Origin of the sequence: Vibrio stylophorae (assembly GCF_921293875.1) — a bacterium.
Taxonomy (GTDB): Bacteria; Pseudomonadota; Gammaproteobacteria; order Enterobacterales; family Vibrionaceae; genus Vibrio_A; species Vibrio_A stylophorae.
In genome coordinates this window covers 1,346,199-1,367,110 of sequence record NZ_CAKLDI010000001.1, presented here as the reverse complement: position 1 = coordinate 1,367,110, position 20,912 = coordinate 1,346,199, and the positions used below count along the sequence as shown (strand labels likewise).

20 protein-coding genes are annotated in these 20,912 nt (G+C 47.6%); 7 read left to right on the top strand and 13 right to left on the bottom strand.

The window, feature by feature from the left end; translation table 11 throughout:
- Nucleotides 1-259: 259 nt before the first annotated feature.
- Nucleotides 260-1,144, bottom strand: a complete 885-nt coding sequence (htpX, locus tag L9P36_RS06345; RefSeq protein WP_237465869.1) for a protease HtpX — start codon at nt 1,142-1,144, stop codon at nt 260-262.
- A 232-nt stretch (nt 1,145-1,376) separates the two neighbouring features.
- On the opposite strand from htpX, the gene L9P36_RS06340 reads away from it, so the two are divergent.
- Complete coding sequence (locus L9P36_RS06340) at nt 1,377-1,562, top strand: hypothetical protein (protein WP_237465867.1); 186 nt, start codon at nt 1,377-1,379, stop codon at nt 1,560-1,562.
- 17 nt (nt 1,563-1,579) lie between these two features.
- Here L9P36_RS06340 and L9P36_RS06335 read toward each other — a convergent pair whose 3' ends face one another.
- The 5 genes from L9P36_RS06335 to bioB all read right to left on the bottom strand — a co-directional run bounded on the left by L9P36_RS06335 (nt 1,580) and on the right by bioB (nt 6,321).
- Nucleotides 1,580-2,419, bottom strand: coding sequence for an AAC(3) family N-acetyltransferase (locus tag L9P36_RS06335; RefSeq protein WP_237465864.1), 840 nt, complete (start codon nt 2,417-2,419; stop codon nt 1,580-1,582).
- Nucleotides 2,420-2,614: 195 nt separating this feature from the next.
- Entirely contained in the window at nt 2,615-3,304 is a 690-nt protein-coding gene (bioD, locus tag L9P36_RS06330; RefSeq protein ID WP_237465863.1) for a dethiobiotin synthase, read from the bottom strand.
- Nucleotides 3,301-4,080: a malonyl-ACP O-methyltransferase BioC gene (gene bioC / locus L9P36_RS06325; RefSeq protein WP_237465861.1), complete on the bottom strand. Its 780-nt coding sequence runs from the start codon at nt 4,078-4,080 to the stop codon at nt 3,301-3,303. The genes bioD and bioC overlap by 4 nt, the downstream gene beginning before the upstream one ends.
- A complete protein-coding gene (locus L9P36_RS06320; protein WP_237465859.1) occupies nt 4,074-5,285 on the bottom strand; it encodes an aminotransferase class I/II-fold pyridoxal phosphate-dependent enzyme in 1,212 nt (403 codons plus the stop codon). The genes bioC and L9P36_RS06320 overlap by 7 nt, the downstream gene beginning before the upstream one ends.
- The gene (bioB, locus tag L9P36_RS06315; protein ID WP_237465857.1) at nt 5,269-6,321 is read right to left on the bottom strand and encodes a biotin synthase BioB; all 1,053 of its coding nucleotides are present in this window, start codon (nt 6,319-6,321) and stop codon (nt 5,269-5,271) included. Before bioB ends, L9P36_RS06320 begins: the two co-directional genes overlap by 17 nt.
- A 126-nt stretch (nt 6,322-6,447) precedes the next feature.
- Here bioB and bioA point away from each other — a divergent pair, with 126 nt between their 5' ends.
- Nucleotides 6,448-7,764: an adenosylmethionine--8-amino-7-oxononanoate transaminase gene (gene bioA / locus L9P36_RS06310; protein ID WP_237465847.1), complete on the top strand. Its 1,317-nt coding sequence runs from the start codon at nt 6,448-6,450 to the stop codon at nt 7,762-7,764.
- A gap of 103 nt (nt 7,765-7,867) precedes the next feature.
- Here the strand turns inward: bioA and mlc are convergent, their stop codons facing one another.
- The 3 genes from mlc to L9P36_RS06295 form a co-directional block, all read right to left on the bottom strand.
- Nucleotides 7,868-9,082, bottom strand: a complete 1,215-nt coding sequence (mlc, locus tag L9P36_RS06305) for a sugar metabolism global transcriptional regulator Mlc (protein WP_237465846.1) — start codon at nt 9,080-9,082, stop codon at nt 7,868-7,870.
- A gap of 256 nt (nt 9,083-9,338) precedes the next feature.
- Nucleotides 9,339-9,908 (bottom strand): acetate uptake transporter, encoded by a 570-nt coding sequence (locus L9P36_RS06300; protein WP_237465845.1) that lies wholly within the window; start codon nt 9,906-9,908, stop codon nt 9,339-9,341.
- 154 nt (nt 9,909-10,062) lie between these two features.
- Nucleotides 10,063-11,262 carry an iron-containing alcohol dehydrogenase gene (locus tag L9P36_RS06295; protein WP_237465844.1) on the bottom strand — a complete coding sequence of 400 codons (1,200 nt, stop codon included), beginning with the start codon at nt 11,260-11,262 and terminating at the stop codon, nt 10,063-10,065.
- Nucleotides 11,263-11,438: 176 nt separating this feature from the next.
- Between L9P36_RS06295 and L9P36_RS06290 the strand changes: the two genes are divergently transcribed.
- Nucleotides 11,439-11,765 carry an HI1450 family dsDNA-mimic protein gene (locus tag L9P36_RS06290; RefSeq protein ID WP_237465843.1) on the top strand — a complete coding sequence of 109 codons (327 nt, stop codon included), beginning with the start codon at nt 11,439-11,441 and terminating at the stop codon, nt 11,763-11,765.
- 118 nt (nt 11,766-11,883) lie between these two features.
- Complete coding sequence (locus L9P36_RS06285; RefSeq protein WP_237465842.1) at nt 11,884-12,765, top strand: fructosamine kinase family protein; 882 nt, start codon at nt 11,884-11,886, stop codon at nt 12,763-12,765.
- 169 nt (nt 12,766-12,934) lie between these two features.
- On the opposite strand, the gene L9P36_RS06280 is transcribed toward L9P36_RS06285, so the two are convergent.
- The 3 genes from L9P36_RS06280 to L9P36_RS06270 form a co-directional block, all read right to left on the bottom strand.
- Nucleotides 12,935-13,486 (bottom strand): hypothetical protein, encoded by a 552-nt coding sequence (locus tag L9P36_RS06280; RefSeq protein WP_237465841.1) that lies wholly within the window; start codon nt 13,484-13,486, stop codon nt 12,935-12,937.
- Nucleotides 13,487-13,829: 343 nt separating this feature from the next.
- On the bottom strand, nt 13,830-14,441 hold the full coding sequence (locus tag L9P36_RS06275; protein WP_237465840.1) for a riboflavin synthase subunit alpha: 612 nt from the start codon (nt 14,439-14,441) through the stop codon (nt 13,830-13,832).
- 77 nt (nt 14,442-14,518) lie between these two features.
- On the bottom strand, nt 14,519-14,866 hold the full coding sequence (locus L9P36_RS06270) for an XRE family transcriptional regulator (RefSeq protein WP_237465839.1): 348 nt from the start codon (nt 14,864-14,866) through the stop codon (nt 14,519-14,521).
- 159 nt (nt 14,867-15,025) lie between these two features.
- Between L9P36_RS06270 and L9P36_RS06265 the strand changes: the two genes are divergently transcribed.
- Nucleotides 15,026-15,724 carry a DUF7168 domain-containing protein gene (locus L9P36_RS06265; RefSeq protein WP_237465837.1) on the top strand — a complete coding sequence of 233 codons (699 nt, stop codon included), beginning with the start codon at nt 15,026-15,028 and terminating at the stop codon, nt 15,722-15,724.
- A 52-nt stretch (nt 15,725-15,776) separates the two neighbouring features.
- Here the strand turns inward: L9P36_RS06265 and L9P36_RS06260 are convergent, their stop codons facing one another.
- A complete protein-coding gene (locus L9P36_RS06260; protein ID WP_237465836.1) occupies nt 15,777-16,394 on the bottom strand; it encodes a TetR/AcrR family transcriptional regulator in 618 nt (205 codons plus the stop codon).
- A gap of 111 nt (nt 16,395-16,505) precedes the next feature.
- Between L9P36_RS06260 and L9P36_RS06255 the strand changes: the two genes are divergently transcribed.
- On the top strand, nt 16,506-17,606 hold the full coding sequence (locus L9P36_RS06255; protein WP_237465834.1) for an efflux RND transporter periplasmic adaptor subunit: 1,101 nt from the start codon (nt 16,506-16,508) through the stop codon (nt 17,604-17,606).
- Nucleotides 17,607-20,675 (top strand): efflux RND transporter permease subunit, encoded by a 3,069-nt coding sequence (locus tag L9P36_RS06250; RefSeq protein WP_237465832.1) that lies wholly within the window; start codon nt 17,607-17,609, stop codon nt 20,673-20,675.
- Nucleotides 20,676-20,912 lie beyond the last annotated feature (237 nt).

The window sequence follows — 20,912 nt, the reverse complement described above, 5'->3', positions numbered from 1 at the left end:
GCCAATAAAGGGGGAGTCACTCAAGGACGAACTCATCATGACTGATTCATCAGGCACTGACAAGTACAATTTAATTGTATCAAAATCATAACTCCAGTAGATACTCTACAAATAACTCTTAATTTTTATAGCGTTAGGTGATTTTTGTAATCGTTTTCAAATTGACATTTAATTGACATAGATCACATATTTGACGCGATATGGCCAATAACAAATAATAAAAAGCCCACGCAAGCGTGGGCTTTTTACTTCAATTTTCTTAGTAAAGCTGATTATGGCGAAGCGCCTCAATACGCTTATCCAATGGTGGGTGAGTCATAAATAGCTCACTCAATGTTTTTTTACCATTGATACCAAAGGCCATCATATTCCCTTCCAATTGGGGCTCATGCGCTGATTTTAGACGCTCTAGCGCCGCAATCATTTTACGATTACCACCGGTCAAGCGGGCAGCGCCAGCATCGGCGCGAAACTCACGCTGACGGCTAAACCACATCACAATCACGCTTGCCAAAATACCGAATACTACTTCAAGAATCGATGACACAATAAAGTACGTCATAAAGCTGCCACCGCCCTCGCCTTCTTCATCGCTATTCATAAAGCCACTGACAACATTGGCAATCAAACGCGCAAAGAATATAACAAAGGTATTCACCACACCTTGAATTAGCGTAAGCGTCACCATATCACCATTGGCGATGTGGCTCACTTCATGTGCAAGCACCGCCTCTGCTTCATCACGTGTCATGCTGTTTAGTAGGCCTGCTGACACGGCAACCAAGGCGTCATCGCGCTTTGCACCTGTCGCAAAAGCATTGACATCATTGGATGGGTAAATGGCTACGGTTGGCAGACCAATGTTGGCATCACGCGCAAGGCGTTCAACTGTATCTTTCACCCAACGCTCAGTTTCGTTGCGTGGGTTTTCAATAACTTGAGCACCAACTGAACGCATTGCCATCCACTTTGACATCATCAAAGAGACCAAAGAGCCACCAAAACCAAAGACTGCCGACAAAATCAAAAGCCCTGTCATACTTTGGCGTGGAATACCTGTGACTGAGTAGATGATGCTTAAAACAACACCAAAAACCAGCATCACAGCAAGGTTCGTTAGAAGAAACAACGCAATGCGTTTCATATTATTTTTATCCTTACAAGAAAACGACAATACCCCAGACGTTCAATCAAGCATGCATCACCTGAGGCTGGTATTAATATGAGGCTCAATGCCACTATTTTCAATCCCTCGATATACTTTGTTACGCATTTGTGCCAAAGCTATATAAGCTGTATAAAGAGGACAAAATTCAGCCAGTCAAAAACAGTCGCACCCATATAATCATTCAAGGTGCATCAAAGGAGAGTGAAATATGTCTAATCAAGAAGATTACCGCCTTGCGATTGATATTCTCTGCTGTCATTTAGGCATGACACCAGAGCAAGCCAAAAGCCACTTAGGACTTGATGCAGAGCAAGAGCCACCGACACAAGATGTCTTTGCCCAAGCCAATGCGCTCGTCAAACTGCACACTCAGCCAGATAACCAAACCAACTAGCATTTCAATTGGCATGCTTACATTTGTGCGCCAACGCTTTGGCGCACAAATGGCCCACCCGCAATGATGTCACGACAGCGCACGCAATCAGAATGGCATTGTATTAGCGCCGGATTTTTCTCAATCGCCTGTTGGCAAACTGCGATAAAGGCTTTCAATGAGAAAAGACGCCAAAGGCTCTCACCAACCAGTACCCGCGTCTCGATTGTAGCGACTGCATCATCCAATGCAGCAAACCCTAAAGAGCAAGCACCAATTCGTGTTTCTACGATCCCCTCACCTGCCACCGAAGCCCAGCGCACAAACATCGCACGACCAGCCAATTGCTCAGCATAATGAATCGGTGTCGCGCTTGTCAGCCCAACGCCCATCAACAGTAATACGGCATCATCGAACTCATGCGTGTCAGAACAAAGCGCTTGATAGATATCATAAAGGCCTTGATAGCTTTGCCTCGCCATCAACGCCTTCGCTTGCGGGCCAAGCGCCGTAAAAGAGTTGATGGGATGTACGCTTCGAATACGCATAGGATGATTGAGCAATATTTTCGACAGTGCGCCCATATCTGGCGTGATTCGATTTTCATGCCCTACAAAAGGATGAGGCGAGCAGAATGCCCATGGACCCTCAACAGCATTTTGCTGATAATTCGTTGCATCCTGTGGCGGGTTAGCCAAGCAATCATATTCAAAAGTGGGCATCACCAAGGTATTACCTTTCGATGCCAAGGTATCAATAAGTTGCTGCGGTGAGAAATCACATGAGCCAAAAGATTTCAGTGCGCCATGTGCCAAAATCACTCGCTGTGAAAGCCCTAGTTGGTGCATGGTTTGTTGCAGTTGTGCCAAAGTCAGCATACAAAGGTTCCTCCTCATCCTTGAAGCCCCTCACCATAACAAACAAAGCGAAAGAGCCAAGCATTCTCAACATTGGCTAATCTATTCTGTGAGGCACAATGATGTTCAACGTAAAACTTAAGAACAGCACAAAGGCGTCTGTGTTTTTTAAACACAAAAAAGCCGCACTAAAGCGGCTTAGTCTATCGGAATGATTTAGGCCATTTGCGGCAATGGCAGCGCTGAAATATCAATAAACTCTGCCAAATCACGCTCGTGGATATGCGGCATATAGGGGATTTCACCGAGTTTTGGGGCATTGAGTTTGTCTTCAAGCATCTCAATAATTTCAGCGTAGTTGGCGGTTCCCGGATTAACGCGATTGGCAACCCAACCCGCAAGTTTCAAGCCATCTCGCTCAATAGCTTCTGCAGTTAACATCGCATGATTTAGACAGCCCAGCTTTATCCCTACCACCAAAATCACCGCCAGTTGCTCTTGCTGTACCCACTGTGACAGTGTGGCCTTCTCCGAAACTGGGACGCGCCAGCCACCTGCTCCTTCAACAAGCACCACATCCGCTTTTGTTTTTAGACGCTCTAAACCATCAGAAATTTTCGAAAACTCAATGGGCATATCCACCAATTTTGCTGCGATATGCGGTGAAATTGGCGGTGCATAGGCGTATGGATTCACTTCATCATAAGTCAGCGTACAATTACTAGCATCAAGCAAGCAAAGCGCATCATGATTACGCAGCCCCGCATCGGTTGCTTGGCTGTCACTGGCAATGGGCTTATAACCTGCAACTTGATACTGCTTTGCCATTGCTTGAATGAGGGCTCGCGATGCAACAGTTTTCCCGACTTCAGTGTCCGTCCCTGCGACAAAATAAACCTGTGTCATTTTCTTACCTCAATCAATCCAACTTGATAAGTCGCGCGAAGCGCCCCATCCTCTGAAAAATATTGCTGATATGCGTGCTCAAGCTGCAGTAATGTGCCTTTGGTCAATCTTTGCCTTGCATGACTAGCAATTTGACTGGCGCCAATGCCTTTTAAATCCTGCATCAATGCTCTTGCGGTTGCATATCGACATACAACAGGTTCACAGATTAGCTGGCTCTGCACTATCTGCTTTTGCGCTAGCGCAAAGTTGACCTGATTGAGGGTGAAAAAATCATTCACATGTTGATGTGAATCAATCTGTTGCCATGCAGTTTTCAGCTCATGCAATGAGCCATCAAGAAGCACGGCGCAAACAAAACGGCCACCCGGTTTTAATACCCGATAGGCTTCAGCAAAGGGACGACTTAAATCTTGGCACCATTGCAACGCCAAGCTGGAATAGATCAGTGATAGACTTTCATCTTGAAACGGCAGCGCTTCTGCATCTGCCTGAACACCACGCCAATGGGAAAGCCCCCTCTGTTTCGCTTGCCTGAGCATCGCGGATGAAAAATCAAGGCCGATGGGGTGCCAACCTTGCTGAACCAGTAATGTGCTACCAAACCCAGTACCTGTACCAATATCAAGCGCAAGTTCCCCTGCACTTTTGGGCACCCAGTCAGCCAAACGCGTCGCCACCTGACGCTGAAAATCCGCGTAATGATCGTATCGCAGCGCCGCTTGATCAAAAGATTGTCGAATACGGTGCTTTTCAGGCAAATTGAGCGCTAGCATGCAAGCTCCTGCGATAGATTTTCGATCGGTTGTGGCTGTGCGAGTGCATGCCTCAATTCATTGAGCAGCTTGTCAATGTGCGCCTCTGTATGGGCGGCACTTAAACAAATACGCAGCCGTGCACTATTAGGCGCCACGGTCGGTGGACGAATCGCCCCCACTTGAATCCCTTGCGCCGCCAAATGTCTTGCGATGTGCATGGTACGCACACTGCTTTTTAGAATCACCGGCTTGATTGCCAGTGTTGGCATACGTGCTGACATAAGTGCTGGCATGGATGCCGTACCTAACTCACCAAATTCTGTCGCTAATTGCCGCAACCCTTGGTCAAAATAGGCACTATTGTTTTGCAATTTTTCGCGAAGCTCTGGCTGCCAACGCACAATCTCTATCGCACATTGAATGGCAGCAGCTTGCGCAATGGGCATCGCGGTGGAGTACACATAGTGGCGAGAAAACTGGCGCAGATAATCGATATTTTGCTGCGTACTTAAAATCGCAGCGCCGCCAATGCCCAAGGCTTTGCCAAATGTAACCATTAGATAATCGGGTTTGATCTTGGCCACGTCGCAGCTACCGCGACCTTGCTCGCCAGTCACGCCAATACCATGGGCATCATCAAGGATCAGCGCCGCCCCCTGTTGTTGACAAAGCGCCGATAATTCAGTCAAAGGGGCACTATCGCCATCCATGCTGAAAATCCCTTCAGTGACCACCCAATCTTGCCCCGCTTGCGCATTGTGCTTTTTTATCAAGCGTGCAAGCGCCTGTGAGTCGTTATGCGCAAATCGGCGATGATGCGCCTTGGTATGCAGCCCTGCATCAATTAAAGAGGCATGGTTTAGTTTGTCTTGAAATAAGCGGTCTTGCGGTTCAACCACGGTATGCAGCAAAGTTTGATTAGCGCTAAAGCCCGAGTTAAACAGCAACGCATCCTCAAAACCAAGCCAATCACATAAACTCGCCACCAACGCTTGATGCGTAGCATGAAAACCAACGACCGCAGGCGACGCAGTTGCTCCCACGCCCGCTTTAGCCGCTTGCTGCCAAGCGGCGATCACCGCTTTGTGCTGACTTAAACCAAGGTAGTCATTACTGGCAAAATTAAGCATACCGCCAGCAAACACAGCATGCTGGCGATAAAGGCCCTGCGCACGGCGCGCCATGAGCGCAGCTTGCTGGCGCTGATTAAAGAGTCGCGTCATAGAACAAATCATCAGCCGTGGGTCTTGCCGCTATGCGCTCATTGACCTGCGTGAGTAGCTCATCTTCTTGAATCAGGTCAGGCTTTTGAGCGCGTTGCTCCGTATTAATGCCCAATGTGCGAAATAGCTGGAGATCGCTGTCTTCATCAGGGTTTGGCGTGGTTAATAGCTTACAACCATAAAAGACTGAGTTGGCACCAGCCATAAAACACAGCGCTTGCATCTGCGCATTCATATTTTCACGCCCAGCCGATAAACGCACCGCTGAATACGGCATCATGATCCGCGCGACAGCAATAATGCGAATAAAGTCAAAGGGCTCGACATCCTTTTCTTGTTCCAGCGGCGTGCCTTTGACTTTCACCAACATATTGATCGGTACACTTTCTGGATGCACGGGTAAATTCGCCAGTTCAATGAGCAAACCCGCACGATCATTGGCGCTTTCACCCATACCGATGATCCCGCCCGAGCAAATTTTCATGCCTGCATCACGCACATGCGACAGCGTATCGAGTCGGTCTTGATAGGTGCGCGTAGTGATAATGTTGCCGTAAAACTCTGGCGAGGTATCCAGATTATGGTTGTAGTAATCCAGCCCTGCGCCCGCAAGCTCAGTAGCTTGCTCAGCGGTGAGCATGCCCAAGGTCATGCAGGTTTCTAATCCCATGGCTTTCACGCCGCGCACCATATCGAGCAAATAAGGCATATCTCGCGCTTTTGGATTTTTCCAAGCAGCGCCCATACAAAAACGGGTTGAGCCTGCTGATTTTGCTTTTTGCGCCGCCGTTAATACCTGCTCCACTTGCATTAAGCGCTCTTTTTCCACATCCGTAGTGTAGCGCGCCGATTGCGGACAATATTTGCAGTCTTCAGGGCAAGCGCCAGTTTTAATGGAGAGCAAAGTGCTGACTTGGACTTGGTTGGGGGTATGGTATTGACGATGAACCAGCTGCGCTTGAAACAGCAGATCCATAAAAGGAAGTTCAAAAAGTGCCTGCACCTCGGCAAGCGTCCAGTTATGCCTCACGTCCACAGTGTTCCCTCATGCTTTTGTGTTTTTTTGTTGCGTATTTTGTTGAGTAAGTGCTTGTTATTTTCCATTGCGCGCTGTTACGCTGTCAACATACAAACAAAGCACTAGTTTACATTTGGATGTTTTATGAGCAATTTGTGTGATTTGCAATTTGACCGCAACCATCTCTGGCACCCCTACACCTCCACCACCAACCCCCTGCCCTGCTATGGTGTCGTTGCCGCCAAAGACGTTTATCTGGAACTCGATAATGGCGCGCAGCTGGTCGATGGCATGTCCTCATGGTGGGCTGCGATCCACGGCTACAATCACCCGAAACTCAATCAAGCCGCGCATCAGCAGATTGAGTCCATGTCGCATGTGATGTTTGGTGGTATCACCCATCCTGCCGCTATCGCTTTGGGAAAAAAATTAATCGCCATGACACCCGCACGTTTTCAGCATCTTTTTCTCGCAGATTCTGGATCAGTGGCCGTCGAAGTTGCGCTTAAAATGGCGCTGCAATATTGGCAAGCTAAAGGCGAGTCGCGCTGCCAATTTCTTACCCTGCGTCATGGCTATCATGGCGATACCTTTGCAGCGATGTCGGTCACCGACCCAGACAACTCCATGCACAAGCTATACAAAGGGTTCTTACCTGAGCACCTGTTTGCCAACTCACCCACCAGCCGATTTGATGGTGACTGGCAGCCATCGGATTTAGATGATTTTTCCGCGCAACTAGCCACGCATCACAGCAAGATTGCCGCAGTGATTTTGGAGCCCATTGTTCAAGGCGCGGGAGGCATGCGCATTTATCATCCTGAGTTTCTTCGCGGCGTGCGCAGACTTTGCGATGACTATGGCATTTTGCTGATTGCAGATGAGATCGCCACAGGATTTGGCCGAACCGGCAAACTCTTTGCCTGTGAGCACAGCGGCATCGAAGCCGATATTTTATGCCTTGGCAAAGCGCTCACGGGTGGATATATAACGCTCTCTGCCACCCTCACCACCAGCGATGTAGCGCACACGGTCAGTGGCGGCAGTGCAGGCTGCTTTATGCATGGGCCGACCTTTATGGGTAATCCGCTCGCCTGCGCCGTGGCGTGCGCCAGTTTAGATATTTTAGAGAAAAACGAGTGGCAAGCGCAGGTGCAACAAATTGAGCACATGTTTGCTCGCCACCTTCCTGCCCTTTTAAAATCAGCGCACGTTGCCGATGTGCGTTGGCTGGGGGCCATTGGTGTGGTTGAGCTGAAATATCCAGTGAATATGGCGCAAATTCAGCAGCACTTTGTGGAGCAAGGCGTGTGGATTCGCCCCTTTGGCAAGCTTATCTATTTGATGCCGCCATACATTATTTCTCAAGCGGCTTGTTTGCAGCTGATCAACGCCATTGCCAGTGCCATTGCCGAACCGCGCAACTTACAACTGCCGCAAAGCGAGCTGGCACAGGCGTAATTGAAGCCTGATTCACTGATAGAAATATTCATAGATGGCAATATTCACAAATAGCAAAAAGGCGCCAAATGGCGCCTTTTCAGTATCAATCAAGGTTCGCAAATTAACCTTCAATCACTTTCATTAACAACGAGCCGTTATACATGGCTTGTTTAACAAGCGCAGCGCCTGGCATGGTCGCCTCATGGAAAAACTGCGTTTCTTGCAGTTCTAAGTTCTCGGTATATACTGGAATCGATTGAGAATGAATGGCGCTGAGCATCGCGGGATAAAGAATCGATTTCGCAAGATTATATTCACCGCCAAAAAGGATCTTTTCAGGATGAAAGACATTGACCATCATCGCAATCGCACGTCCCAAATGCTGCCCTAAAGACTCAATCAATCGCGTCGCATAAGCATCGCCTTCAACCGCTGCAATACACAAATTACGAATACTAATCGAGCGCTCGCGCAAACTAGTTTCAACGCCAGCAGCTAAATCTTGCTCAATTTGATTGAGCATTGCCGTATGGCTCACCACAGTTTCTAAACAGCCGTGATTGCCACAATGACAAGGCATGCCCTCTTCAACCATTTGAATATGACCAAGTTCGCCAATATTGCCGCGCTCACTGATCAGCACAATATTATCAAGCACAATACCGGCGCCGACACCATAGTGCACAGCAATCAAAATCGAGTTCGCCACACCCTTTGAATTACCAAAGAGCTTTTCTGCAAGCGTCCAAGCCGCGGTATCATTACCAATAAAAACAGGCAAACCTGTACTTTGATGCAGCACATCGCCAAGCGGCATATCTTTGACCCGATAATGCGGCATTTGCACCACAACACCGCGTTTCGGATCCACCAAGCCAGGTAAGCTCACGGCCAAGCTGGTAATTCGGTCAATATCGCGAACGTGCTCGGAAAGAAAACGAGTGACCTCTTGCTCTAAACGCGCGAGCAGTGGCGCTTGCTCTATTTCATCTAGGGTTGTGGAGTCTTCAATTAAAATGCCGCCACCTAGCTCATGCAGCGCCATAGCAATATAGCCACGCCCTAAGCGCAAAGATAAAAACTGCCAACCTTCATTATTGGTCACCAAACCAATCGCAGGACGTCCACGACTGTTGGATTCTTGGTATTGGGTCTCTTTAATCAGGTGCGCATCAATCAATTCACGGGTGATTTTGGTGATACTCGCGGGCGCAAGTTGGCTCAGCTTGGATAACTCGATACGGGAGATAGGGCCATGTGTATCAATTAATTGGTAAATAGCGCCCGAGTTATTTCTTTTAATATGATCAATATGACCGGGATGGGCAAGATACATCCACAGCACCTCTAATGTAGGACGATAAGCGACGAGGTGAATTCTTTTACTTTGCTCACTAATTGTGAAGTGACATGGTGTGATGTCGTGAGTTGGGTCACGAAGCAATTCTCTTTTCTCTTGGTGAACCTGCGAAATCGACAATTTTCAAAGAATTAAAACAAAAGTTTGCTGGGAGAGAGATCTCAGTTCAAATTTTGACCCAAATACAAAAAAACCCAGCTTAAGCTGGGTTTTTAACATCAGAAGTCGTCAATTACTTCTTCAACTCACCAACAGGTAGAACCACACGGCCGTACTCGTTGTTGATCACCTGTGCCATTGCGTAATAAATCGCAGATGCACCACAGATGATACCTTCGAAACCAGCAATGGTACCGATCAAGGTGTTACCGGTGAAATCACGAATCGCAAGTAGCGCGAACAATACTGTCAAGCTACCAAATACAAATTGCTTCACGCGGCAGTAGCGCAGTGAACCAATGAACATGAAACCAGTGAAGATACCCCACATGGTTAGGTACCAACCCATGAAGCCGTGTGGACTTGCTTTTGCAAGACCCATCTCTGGCAGCATCCATACAGAAACAAGTGATAACCAGAAGAAACCGTAAGAGGTAAATGCTGTGGTACCAAAGGTGTTACCTTTACGGTATTCCATGATACCTGCGATAACTTGCGCAAGGCCGCCGTAGAAAATACCCATAGCGATGATCATAGAATCAACCGGGAAAAAGCCCGCGTTGTGAATGTTCAAAAGAACGGTGGTCATACCAAAGCCCATCAAACCGAGTGGGGCTGGGTTGGCGTATTGAGGTGCAGACATTGCGCCAAAACTCCTGAAGATCGTGATTAAAAGTACAAGATGCGTTTAAAAGCCGCGCAATTATTCATGCCGCGAATTTTTAGTCAAGTCCTGTTCACAAAAAAAACCACGAAACCTTGCAATTAAAATATTCAAGTCATTTTGGCGCTTTATTTTAGGCTGATTCACTACCTTCAAGTGGCGTAAATTGACAACCGCAGTCACTGCTCAAACACACTTTCTCCAAGATTTGAACAAGCCGCTGTTGGTTCAATGGCAGCGGATTCCCCTTAAGCGCATTGGAGCGCATCGCATCTGCTGCAACCTCTTCAAAAAGCGTCTCGCACAAACCTGAGTGACTGATAGATGGCAAGGCCAAACGCGTGAGCAGTCGTCTTGTCCAGGCCACACAATCATCAATTTCTGCATTATGTCTGCCCGTCAAAAGGCATGAGAGTTGACGATAACGATTGAGCACATCATGGCGATGGGCGGCGGTTGCCGCCAAAATATTCTCCTGCATCACATAGGGCGCAATATAAGCAGTAATACTGCTGTGCGCGATATCCAGTCGGCCGCCCAGCGCTCGTCCTAATGCATGCGCAGCGCCCAATTTAGCATTGGCCCGCGCCATGCCGCCAAGCATGGCCGCAAAAGCTAAATCGCTGCGCGCGCGTAAATCATCTTCTTCTACTGCTGGCAAAATGGCACTGACAAAACGCCGTAGCCCCTCCTCACAAACCATATCACTCAGAGGATTGGGCTCATTACAGACATAGGCTTCCATAAGATGGGTAAAAGCATCCATGCCACTTCGCGCCGTGAGCTCGGGACTTGCGCCCGCACTATACGTAGGATCGACTATAGCGAGATCAGGTAGCATTTGCGGCGAGCGCATGCTGGTTTTGATCCGCTCTTGCGCCGAAGTTAATACCGCATTGGGCGTCACTTCTGCTCCAGTTCCCGCAGTCGTAGGAATCGCGATAAATGGCAGTGGTTTATTTTGCAAGGGTAAGGCACGCCCCACCACTTCAATATAATCATAAACACTGCCTTGATTGGGGATGAGCGCTGCGAGCGCTTTACCGGTGTCAATCACGCTGCCACCGCCCATGGCAATCACCATATCTGGGCTAAATCGCCGCCCTTCTGCAGCCAGCTCTTCGACCATGGCGATATAGGGTTCGCCTTTTACCGATACTTGCTGATAACGCATGTTTTGCTGCTGAAAATGATGAACCAAGAGCTCACTGCGTGATAAATCTTGCCCACATACCAATAACGCACTATAGCCATATTGATTCAGTAAAGAGAGCGAGCGCTCTAATGCGCCTTCACCAAATAGAATTCGATTTGCCGTGGAAAATTGAAACATGTTGCCTCGCCATTAACCCATAACCTTATAACCATGGTGGATATTGCAAGAGAGTTCGAGAAAATAATCATGACAATCCCTACTCCTGTGCGCTTGCTCAAATCTCAATGCGCAACTTCATTCGCCCTCGCAAAATGAATGTGTTTTAATATTTCTTTTACGCAATGAACGCCCCTATGACTGAACAATATCTATCCGTCGATGAGCTAATTGATACCGCCTACGATATCTTTCTTGAAATGGCACAGGACAATCTTGAAACCGTCGATCTTATTTTATTCACCGCGCAATTTGACGATCGCGGCGCTGCCGAAGTTGTCGCTCTCGGTCAAGACTGGGTCGGCCACACTGGCTTTGAAGTCGATGAAGAAGAGTACGCAGAGGTGCGTATTGGCTTAGTCAATGAAGCCAATGATGAGCTCGATGATGTCTTTGCTCGCCTACTATTAAGCCGTGAGCGCGATGAAAAATCTTGCCATATTATTTGGAAACGAGATCAATAAGTGGCCTCATTTGCCTTTTTAAATAAACGATAAGAGCGCAGAAATGCGCTCTTTTGCTATCACTCCATCCACTCTTTGGCTACGCTTTGAACTGCGATAAGACAGTGAGGAGATGTCGATGTGGCAATCGATTGAGAATCAGCTGACCGAGCAACTTCAACGCCCCTTTTCCATTACTGAGCGCGGCGCCGTCACTGGCGGTGATATTCATCAAGCGCATTGGATTGAAAATGAGCAAGGCGAGCGATTTTTCGTGAAGTTCAACGATCGTAATCATCTGGCAGCATTTTGCGCTGAAGCTGACAGTTTAAAACAGCTTGCCAGCAGTCAAAGTGTACAAGTACCACAGGTGATCCACGTTGGTACCACCAAGCACCATGCCTTTTTAGTGCTTGAATTTCTCCCCTGTAAACCGTTGCAAAGCCCAGAACAAGCCGCGCAATTTGGCCGCAATCTTGCCGCCCTTCATCTGTGGGGTGAACAGCCCCATTATGGTTTTGATCAAGACAACTACTTAGCCACCAATTTGCAAAATAATCGCTGGCAAAAGCGCTGGAGCCGTTTTTTTGCAGAACAACGCTTTGGTTGGCAGCTGATGCAATGCGCAGAAAAAGGTTTGGTATTTGGCGATATTGATCGGCTCATTGAGCGCTGCCAACTGCTACTCAATAACCATCAGCCAAAACCATCCTTACTGCACGGGGACTTATGGCAAGGCAATGCAGCCATGGGCGCACATGGCCCATTATGTTTTGATCCCGCATCTTATTGGGGCGATCGCGAGTGCGATTTAGCTATGAGCGAGCTTTTCGGCCGTTTCCCCGATGCCTTTTATCAAAGCTACCATGAAGCCTATCCCATTGATGAGGGCTATGCGCAGCGAAAAGGACTTTATCAGCTCTATCACCTTCTTCAGCATTGCCATCTCTTTGGTGGCCATTTTTTGGAAAAAACTCATCAGCAGATGGCAAACCAAGGGCTACTCACGCTCGAGCACTAATTCAGCCCGCTAACACATCGCACATATGGAAAAAGCCGCAGTTGCGGCTTTTTGATTGAAACGCGGCATTCGAATTCATGGCAGCAAAAATTGCGTCAAACTAACCCTGCAGCTTTGCAAGATAACGCGCGACTGTATCCACAATAGTATGACCCTGATATATTATTTATTACAGATGGCTTCTTAAAAATTCGATATTTTCTTCTATCTCAGACTTGAAAAATTCAACATCAACAAACCTATGCCACTTAGGGGCTTTCATATATTCGTAATAATCATCATCAAGTTCAAAATCATCGCGTGAGCATTTTTGCAATTTATGATAAAAATCAGCCGCAACCTCGTTGAGTTGTGAAATTAGAACAACTGGAGGCTCATCACCATATTTAATGTCCACCTCAAATTTTGTTTTAATTATCTGAGTGAGCTCACATACTGATGCCAATAAGGCATATTTATCACGATAATAAAGTGCGCTAAATGCCTCTATTAGCAGAGTGCATGTATCCAAATCATATTGTCTTGATAGACACCAAAAGTTATAAATAAGAAAGTGACGATTCTGTTCATAGCGATAATTATCAGCCAGAAGATTGCGTGCATAGGAATACGGGTAATCATTGGTGCCTTGCAGATAGTCAACCAACTGCCCGTTTTTAAACCGCTCTAGCCATTCTTGCTCTTCTCTTCGACGTATTTGTTCGTTCCGCTGCTCAATCACTTCGCTTTAATCCTTCTACTGGTGTGGTGGTAACATTTGGATCAGACAAAGGTAAACTTGGCGTAAACCGCTCTTCTTGCCCACCTTCGGTTAAGCCAACTGAATTATACTGCGAGCCATGAGGTGGACGGTGCTTATCATTTCCTTTCTCTGGCGTTGGAAACTCTAACCCATTTCCATTTTTATATCGGCACGCTACTCAATTGTCTTCATTTATTTGAGTATTATAAAGCCTATCCCATTGATGAGGGCTATGCACATCGCACATATAGAAAAAGCCGCAATTGCGGCTTTTTGATTGAAACGCACCATTGGAATTCATGGACGCTAAAATTGCGTAAAACTAACCCTGCTGCTTTGCAAGATAACGCGCAACTGTGTCGACAATGGCTTGGGTCTGAGGGTCAATTTCAATATTAACGCGATCGCCCACTTGACGCTGACCGATAATGGTTCGACTCAGCGTTTCAGGAATCAGGTTCAGCGCAAAGCAATCTTCGCTAACTTCACCAATGGTTAGACTGATCCCATCAATGCCGATATAGCCTTTTTCCAGCACATAATCTGCCATTTCTGGTTCAATCCCAACCCAGACTTGATATTGATGACCATCATTCACAACCTTAACCACAGGCGCAGTGGTTAATATGTGTCCGGACATCATATGTCCGCCAATTTCATCGCCATAACGTGCAGCGCGCTCAATATTGACCGCATCACCAACAGCCAAGGTGCCTAAATTGGTTCGCGCCAGTGTTTCAGCGATTAAGTCAAAATGAATCTGTTCATCCTCGATGGCCACCACAGTTAAACAGCAACCATTATGCGCAACCGAGGCGCCAATCTCTAATCCCTGAGACCACGGACTTGGCAGCTGAATGACATGCCTTCTTGCTAAACCTTTTTCGCTAATTTCGACAATTTTCGCGGTGGTTTGCACAATCCCAGTAAACATCATCACCCTCTATTTTTGACTTGTTTTGCTCAGTCTACCCATGCATTGCAAACAAGCACAAGCAATAGAGTGCAGCGTTACAACACACGCTCGTATTCAACAAAGACCTTATTACCTTCCACTTTCACATTCTTAATGTCGCCATCCAGAATAAAGGTGTTGGTCAGCATCACGCGGTCAATTTTCCCTTCGCGTAACTTTTCAATCATTGATGGCAAAATATCACTCGGCTCTAACCGCATAAAATGACAGAACTTTCGAACAAAGCCTGGGTCGAGCGGCTCACTGCCACGCAGCGCATTAGAAAAATCAGCCTGTGACATACTTAATTTTTGCGCCATTTCAATTTGGGTGATGCGAGCTTTCGATTTATAGGACATCCAACGATCAAACAACACATCGCGATCTTGAGCTGTAAACTCCACGGTCAACCTCATATCATTCCAAGAATCAGACATAGTCTAAAAGGCAGAATCGACCAAGTGTCAGAATGATGTTAAAGCTGCAACGATGCGACAGCACGCATCCCGCTTCACTTTACTAAACTAAAGAGATTACAATACACGGCTAAATCTGGAGGAGTCATGTCAGATAGTCGTCGTAAAGCCCTGAAAAAAATCGCCAAATGCCTTGAATTGGGCAACTCAGCAAATGTGAATGAAGCCGCGCAAGCGATCAAAATGGCCCATCGCTTAATGCTGAAATATGGCTTAGATAAAGATGATATTGAATTTATCAAGCTTGGGAAGACGATCTCTGAATCCCTACTCCCTAGTGATATCGGCTCAAATATTCTCAAAGTGATTCGCGGAATCAATACTCGCTTTGGTGTTGAAGCGGTACTCACCAACCATAAAGGTTTAAAACGCGTAGAGTTTATCGGCGCAGCTGAGCGTGCCATCTTTGCCGCTTTTGCCTTTGATGTGGTCTACCGTGAAATGAATCAATGCATTGGCCAATTTCGCAATAGCTTTGCCGGTTCAGGTACCGATAACCTTACCGTCACACGCCGCGTTAACTCTTTTAGTCGCGGCTGGATTGAAGGTGCCTTAGAAAAATTACCTATCTTGACTGCAGACGATGAAAGTCAGCAAAAAATCAGCGATTACATCGACAAGCAATTTGCCAATATCGACCGCGAAACCTTTAAGCAGCAAATGCGCGAAGCCTTAGCTGAAATGACGCAAGACTACGAAGTCGGTATGAAAAAAGGCCAGCAAATCTCAGTCAATCGCCCAGTTTCAGGTGCACAGGCTCCGAAACGGCTCCACCATAAAGACTAAAAGTTATCATCAACCTCAAAGAAAAAGCCAAGCGTGATGCTTGGCTTTATTTTTATTGGCGGCACTCATGAACACCTAATGAGCGTATAAAGGAGCGCACACAGGACCGCGCATAATCTTGGCGCATCGCCTCTGTTTCATGATCCTTCACACCAAGCCATTGCCAATACACAGATTGTCCGTGACACATCAACAAAAATTGAGTCGCTAGGTGATGAATCGTCTCAGGAAAAGGATACCCCTGCTTGGCTTCATGAATTTTTAGAAACTCAATCAACTGATTCAAGTGTCGCTGCGGTCCTTGCTCAACCAAGAGCGCACCGAGCTCTGGATAAGTGGGTGTTTGGCTAATCGCATTGTAATAAGTCGCCTGTACCTCAGGCTGCAACAACATTTGATTAAATTGCCAGCTATAGGCGTAAAGCACCTCTTCGATAGGCAAATCAGGGTCAAGCACCACCTTGGCATTAGACAAAAACTCACACCCTTCCTCCATGCAGATTCGAAAGAGCTCATCTTTGGTTTTGAAGTGACTATAGACGGTTTGCTTCGACACATTCGCCTGCTGCGCGATCACCTCCATGGAGACTTGAAAGCCATTTTCAAAAAAGAGTTGATGCGCCGCTTGCAAAATTTGCGCGCGTTTTGTCGAGGACCTCGATCTTTCCATTGTGATATTCCGTAGCAAAACAAACCAAACTAGACAGTCCAGTCTACCTGCGATATGGTTGAAAAATCAACTAGACTGAAGAGTCCATTTTATCTGCTAAGGAAGTTGCTGATGAAACGATTTAATTTACGCCCATGGATGTTAGCGCCAGTCGTTGGCGTGAGTTTATGGATCACTGGCTGTAACAGCGAAGGCACCAAACAACTCGAAACACCCCAACCTCTATTTGTAAGCCACCTTCAACTTGAGGCGAGCGATCATTATTTTGCCAAGCGAGAGTACGTTGGGCGCATTCAAAGTAATCAGCAAGCACAATTAGGTGCCGAGCTTGGCGGTAAGGTGAATGCTATCCATGTAGACATTGGTGACACCGTCACCAAAGGCCAACCTCTCCTCACGCTAGATACCGCACTTTTACAAAGTGCGGGACATGAACTCAGTGCCCAGCGCCAACAACTTTTGGCGCAGCGCAAACTCACCCGCGCCAACCTCAAACGTCAGCAAGCACTCAAGAAAAAAGGCTTTGCCGCAGAGGTAGACTTAGATGTACTGGTCAGTGAACTCAATAGTCTGAATGCCAACCTACAACAGGTTGCTGCCGCCTTTGAGGCCAACCAGCTACAACAGGAAAAATCGACCTTAAAAGCACCTTATGATGGCGTTATTGCTCAGCGCTTTGTCTCCGTCGGTGATGTTATTAATACCGGCCAAGCCAGTTTTTCTTTACTCGCACAACAGCAACGTGAAGCGCAGATTGGGATTCCCATGAAACATCTGGCCGAAATTCAACAGCAGCAACAATGGCCAATCCGTGTTGGCGACACCATTTATCAAGGCAAATTGATCAACCCAGGTGCTGAGGTGAATGCCCAGTCCCACACTGTGATGCTGCGTTTTACCCTACCTGCGGACGCCTCACTAATGCGTGGGGAACTTGCCTACTTACAACTTCAGCAGCGCCATCAAAGCGAGGGTTTCTGGATCCCGATGACCGCACTCACCGATGGTATGCGCGGCGTCTGGAATGTTTATGCACTCAACCCAAGTGGCGATGACTACGAGGTGGTTCGACGCTCAGTAGAGCTTATTTATATGAAAGATGAACTGGCCTTTGTTCAAGGCGCGGTGCATCACCAAGAAAAACTCATAGACACCGGCTTACACCGTGTGGTCCCAGGGCAGTTGGTTCGTCTTGTGCAGGAGAGCAAATAGATGCGTGCCATTTTGAGTAATACACGCCTGCTGATTTTGATGATTGGCTTTATCGTCGTAGCAGGTTTATCAGCAATCAGCGCACTACCGCGCGCAGAAGATCCCCGCTTTCATAATCGCTGGGGAAGCGTGATCGTGGGGTTTCCCGGCAATAGCGCCGAGCGTGTCGAGGCGCTAGTGACTGAAAAAGTAGAAAATAGCCTACGTCAAATTGCTGAAATCCGTGAAATTAACTCAATCTCCAAACCCGGCATTGCCGTGGTGAGTCTAAAACTACAAGAGAATATCACCAACACAGACGAAGTTTGGGCCGATATTCGTGACCAAGTGGCCGATGTCGCCCCCACGCTACCTGAAGGCTCCCTACCACCGCGCGTCGATAAAGATCACTCCTTTCCCTATACCACGATTGTGGCCTTAAAATGGCGCGGTGACAGCCCAATCAATCTGCTGACCCTTGGGCGCTATGGACAAGAGCTCGCCAAGCAGCTGCGCATTAGCTCAGGCACAGAATTTGTCGACCAATATGGCATTCCAGACGAAGAAATTCTGGTACAGATTGATCCTGCGCTGCTCGCAAGCCTTGGACAGTCCGCATTATCGATGAGCCAAAATATCGGTTATGCCGATGCCAAACTCACCGCAGGTGAACTGCTCAGTGGACAAAATCGTTTTCAATTGGAGATGGCCAATAGCATCGATTCCATCGACCGAATTAAACGCATACCAATCACCGTACTGGACTCAGGCCATGTGCTTCGCATCGAAGATATCGCCACGGTGTCGCGCAGTGCGAAAAACCCACCGGATGAGCTTGCCTATATAGGCGATGCCCCTGCGGTACTCATTGGTGCACGCATGCAGCCCAATCTTCGCGTCGATCGCTGGAGTGAGAATATTCGCGCGCAGCTAGACAGCTTTGCAAGCCAGCTACCGGAAAATATCGAGCTACAAATCCTCTTTGAGCAAGAAGGCTATACCCAAATTCGTCTCCACGAACTCGTGCAAAATTTGCTCTTTGGTATGCTACTGATTATTGCAATTTTACTGCTTACTTTAGGTTTTCGCGCCGCATTGATCGTTGCCGCCTCCTTGCCGCTGACCTGCGCCTTTACGCTAGCGATGATGAAATTTACCCATCTTCCCATCGATCAAATGTCAGTGACGGGATTGATTGTGGCGCTAGGGATCATGGTGGATAACGCGATTGTGATGGTGGATACCATCCAAAATCATCGTCGTCAGGGCGATCGTCCCATTGAGGCCGCGTATAAAGCCATTCAACACCTCTGGTTACCGCTGCTAGGCTCAACGCTTACCACGGTGCTCTCTTTTGCGCCCATCTTCTTGATGCCGGGTTCTGCGGGTGAATTTGTAGCCGCCATTGCAATTACCGTGAGTTTTTCTTTGGTAGGCTCCTACCTAATTTCACATACCATTGTGGCGGGTGTCGCGGGACGTTTGTTGGGTAAAACTGAGCTCAATGATTGGTACCATCGCGGTATTCAATGGCCTTGGCTGACAGCGCATTTTCGCCAAGCACTCTATTGGGCAACGCGTCATCCTGCTCTCACCATCGTATTGGTCTCAATTTTACCTGTCGCTGGATTTTGGAGCGCCTCACAGCTGACTGAACAATTCTTCCCGCCAGCCGATCGTGACATGTTTGAGGTGCGCCTCTATCTGCCACCGCAGGCCAATATTTATGCCACCACTGAGATGATTCATCAGGCCAATACCATTCTTAGTGAATTTGATGCGCTTGAACAAGTCAGCTGGATGGCCGGTAATAATGCACCGTCCTTTTACTACAACCAGATTGGTGGTGATGATGGCTCCGTCTATTTTGCCCAAGCCATGGTAAAAACCACGGATGTGGATGGCGCCAATGACATGATTCCGAAATTACAACAAGCGCTGGATAGCCGACTTCCTGGCGTGCAGTCCTTAGTCCGCAAACTCAATCAAGGCCCGCCATACAATGCGCCGATTGAAGTGCGCGTGCTTGGTAATGACCTCGATACCTTGCGTCAAATTGGCGATGAGTTACGCCTTCGCATGAGTCGCATTGAGCATGTGATGCATACCCGTGCCACACTCGCCCCTGGGGTACCAAAAATTTGGATTGATGTGAATGAAGAAGCCAGCCAAGTGAGCGGCTGGGCGCTCACACCGCTATCGCAAATTTTACACGCGACATTAAGTGGTGAGCTAAACGGCAATATTATTGAGCAAACGGAGCTCATTCCAATTCGTGTGCGTGTTGGCAATGAACAACGCCACCAGCTCAGTGATTTAGCCAATATGCCGCTGCCCACAGGTCATGGCACGCTTGGACTTTCTGTAGATGCTTTGGCCGATCTTTCGGTGACGCCAAGTCGCGGCGCAATCCCGCGTCGAAATGGCAGCCGCGTCAACGTCATTGAAGGTTATATTGAGGCCGATGTGCTACCGCAAACGATCCTAAATCAGCTGCAAGCCAATTTAGCGACGCATCCATTGATGCTACCCGATGGCTACCGTTTAGAATTTGGTGGCGAGTCACAGGAGCGCAATGATTCAGTCAAACAGCTGATGGCCAATTTAGCCTTGGTGATCGCGCTACTGATCTTAGTCGTGGTGCTCTCCTTTAACTCTTTTCGTCTCTCCACCATCATCTTTATGGTGGGCGGACAAGCGGCAGGACTTGGCATTCTTTCGGTTTGGCTGTTCCAATATCCCTTTGGCTTTACCGTGCTCATTGGTTTATTGGGATTGATGGGACTTGCTATTAACTCAGCCATTGTCATCTTGGCTGAGCTACAAACCTGCCCAGCCGCCCAGCAAGGCGATCACCATGCGGTGATCGACTGCGTGATGAGTTGCACGCGTCATATTAGTTCCACCACCATTACCACAGTGGGTGGTTTCCTTCCCTTAATCCTCGCTGGTGGTGGTTTTTGGCCGCCATTTGCAGTAGCCATCGCCGGCGGGACCGTTTTCACCACGATTTTGTCATTTTTCTTTGTTCCAGCCGCCTATCGCTTTGCAATGCTAAAGAAAAAAAAGCTAGTGAATGCGACGGTTTAATAGAAAATATTTAATATATTCGGCCATTTAATCAACAAACGCTGACTTCGGTCAGCGTTTTTTATTGAAACCATAAGAAACGCAAATTGTCAGAAAAGCATCCACTCTGCATAGTCAATGCTTGTTCAGCTACCCATTGAACAGGGATAGGCATTTGACAAATGCTGGATAAACACCCAGAAGTAGACAATTGAACTATAAGTTTTAAAAAAGCTAGTTGTTCGGGCTGCTAATTTG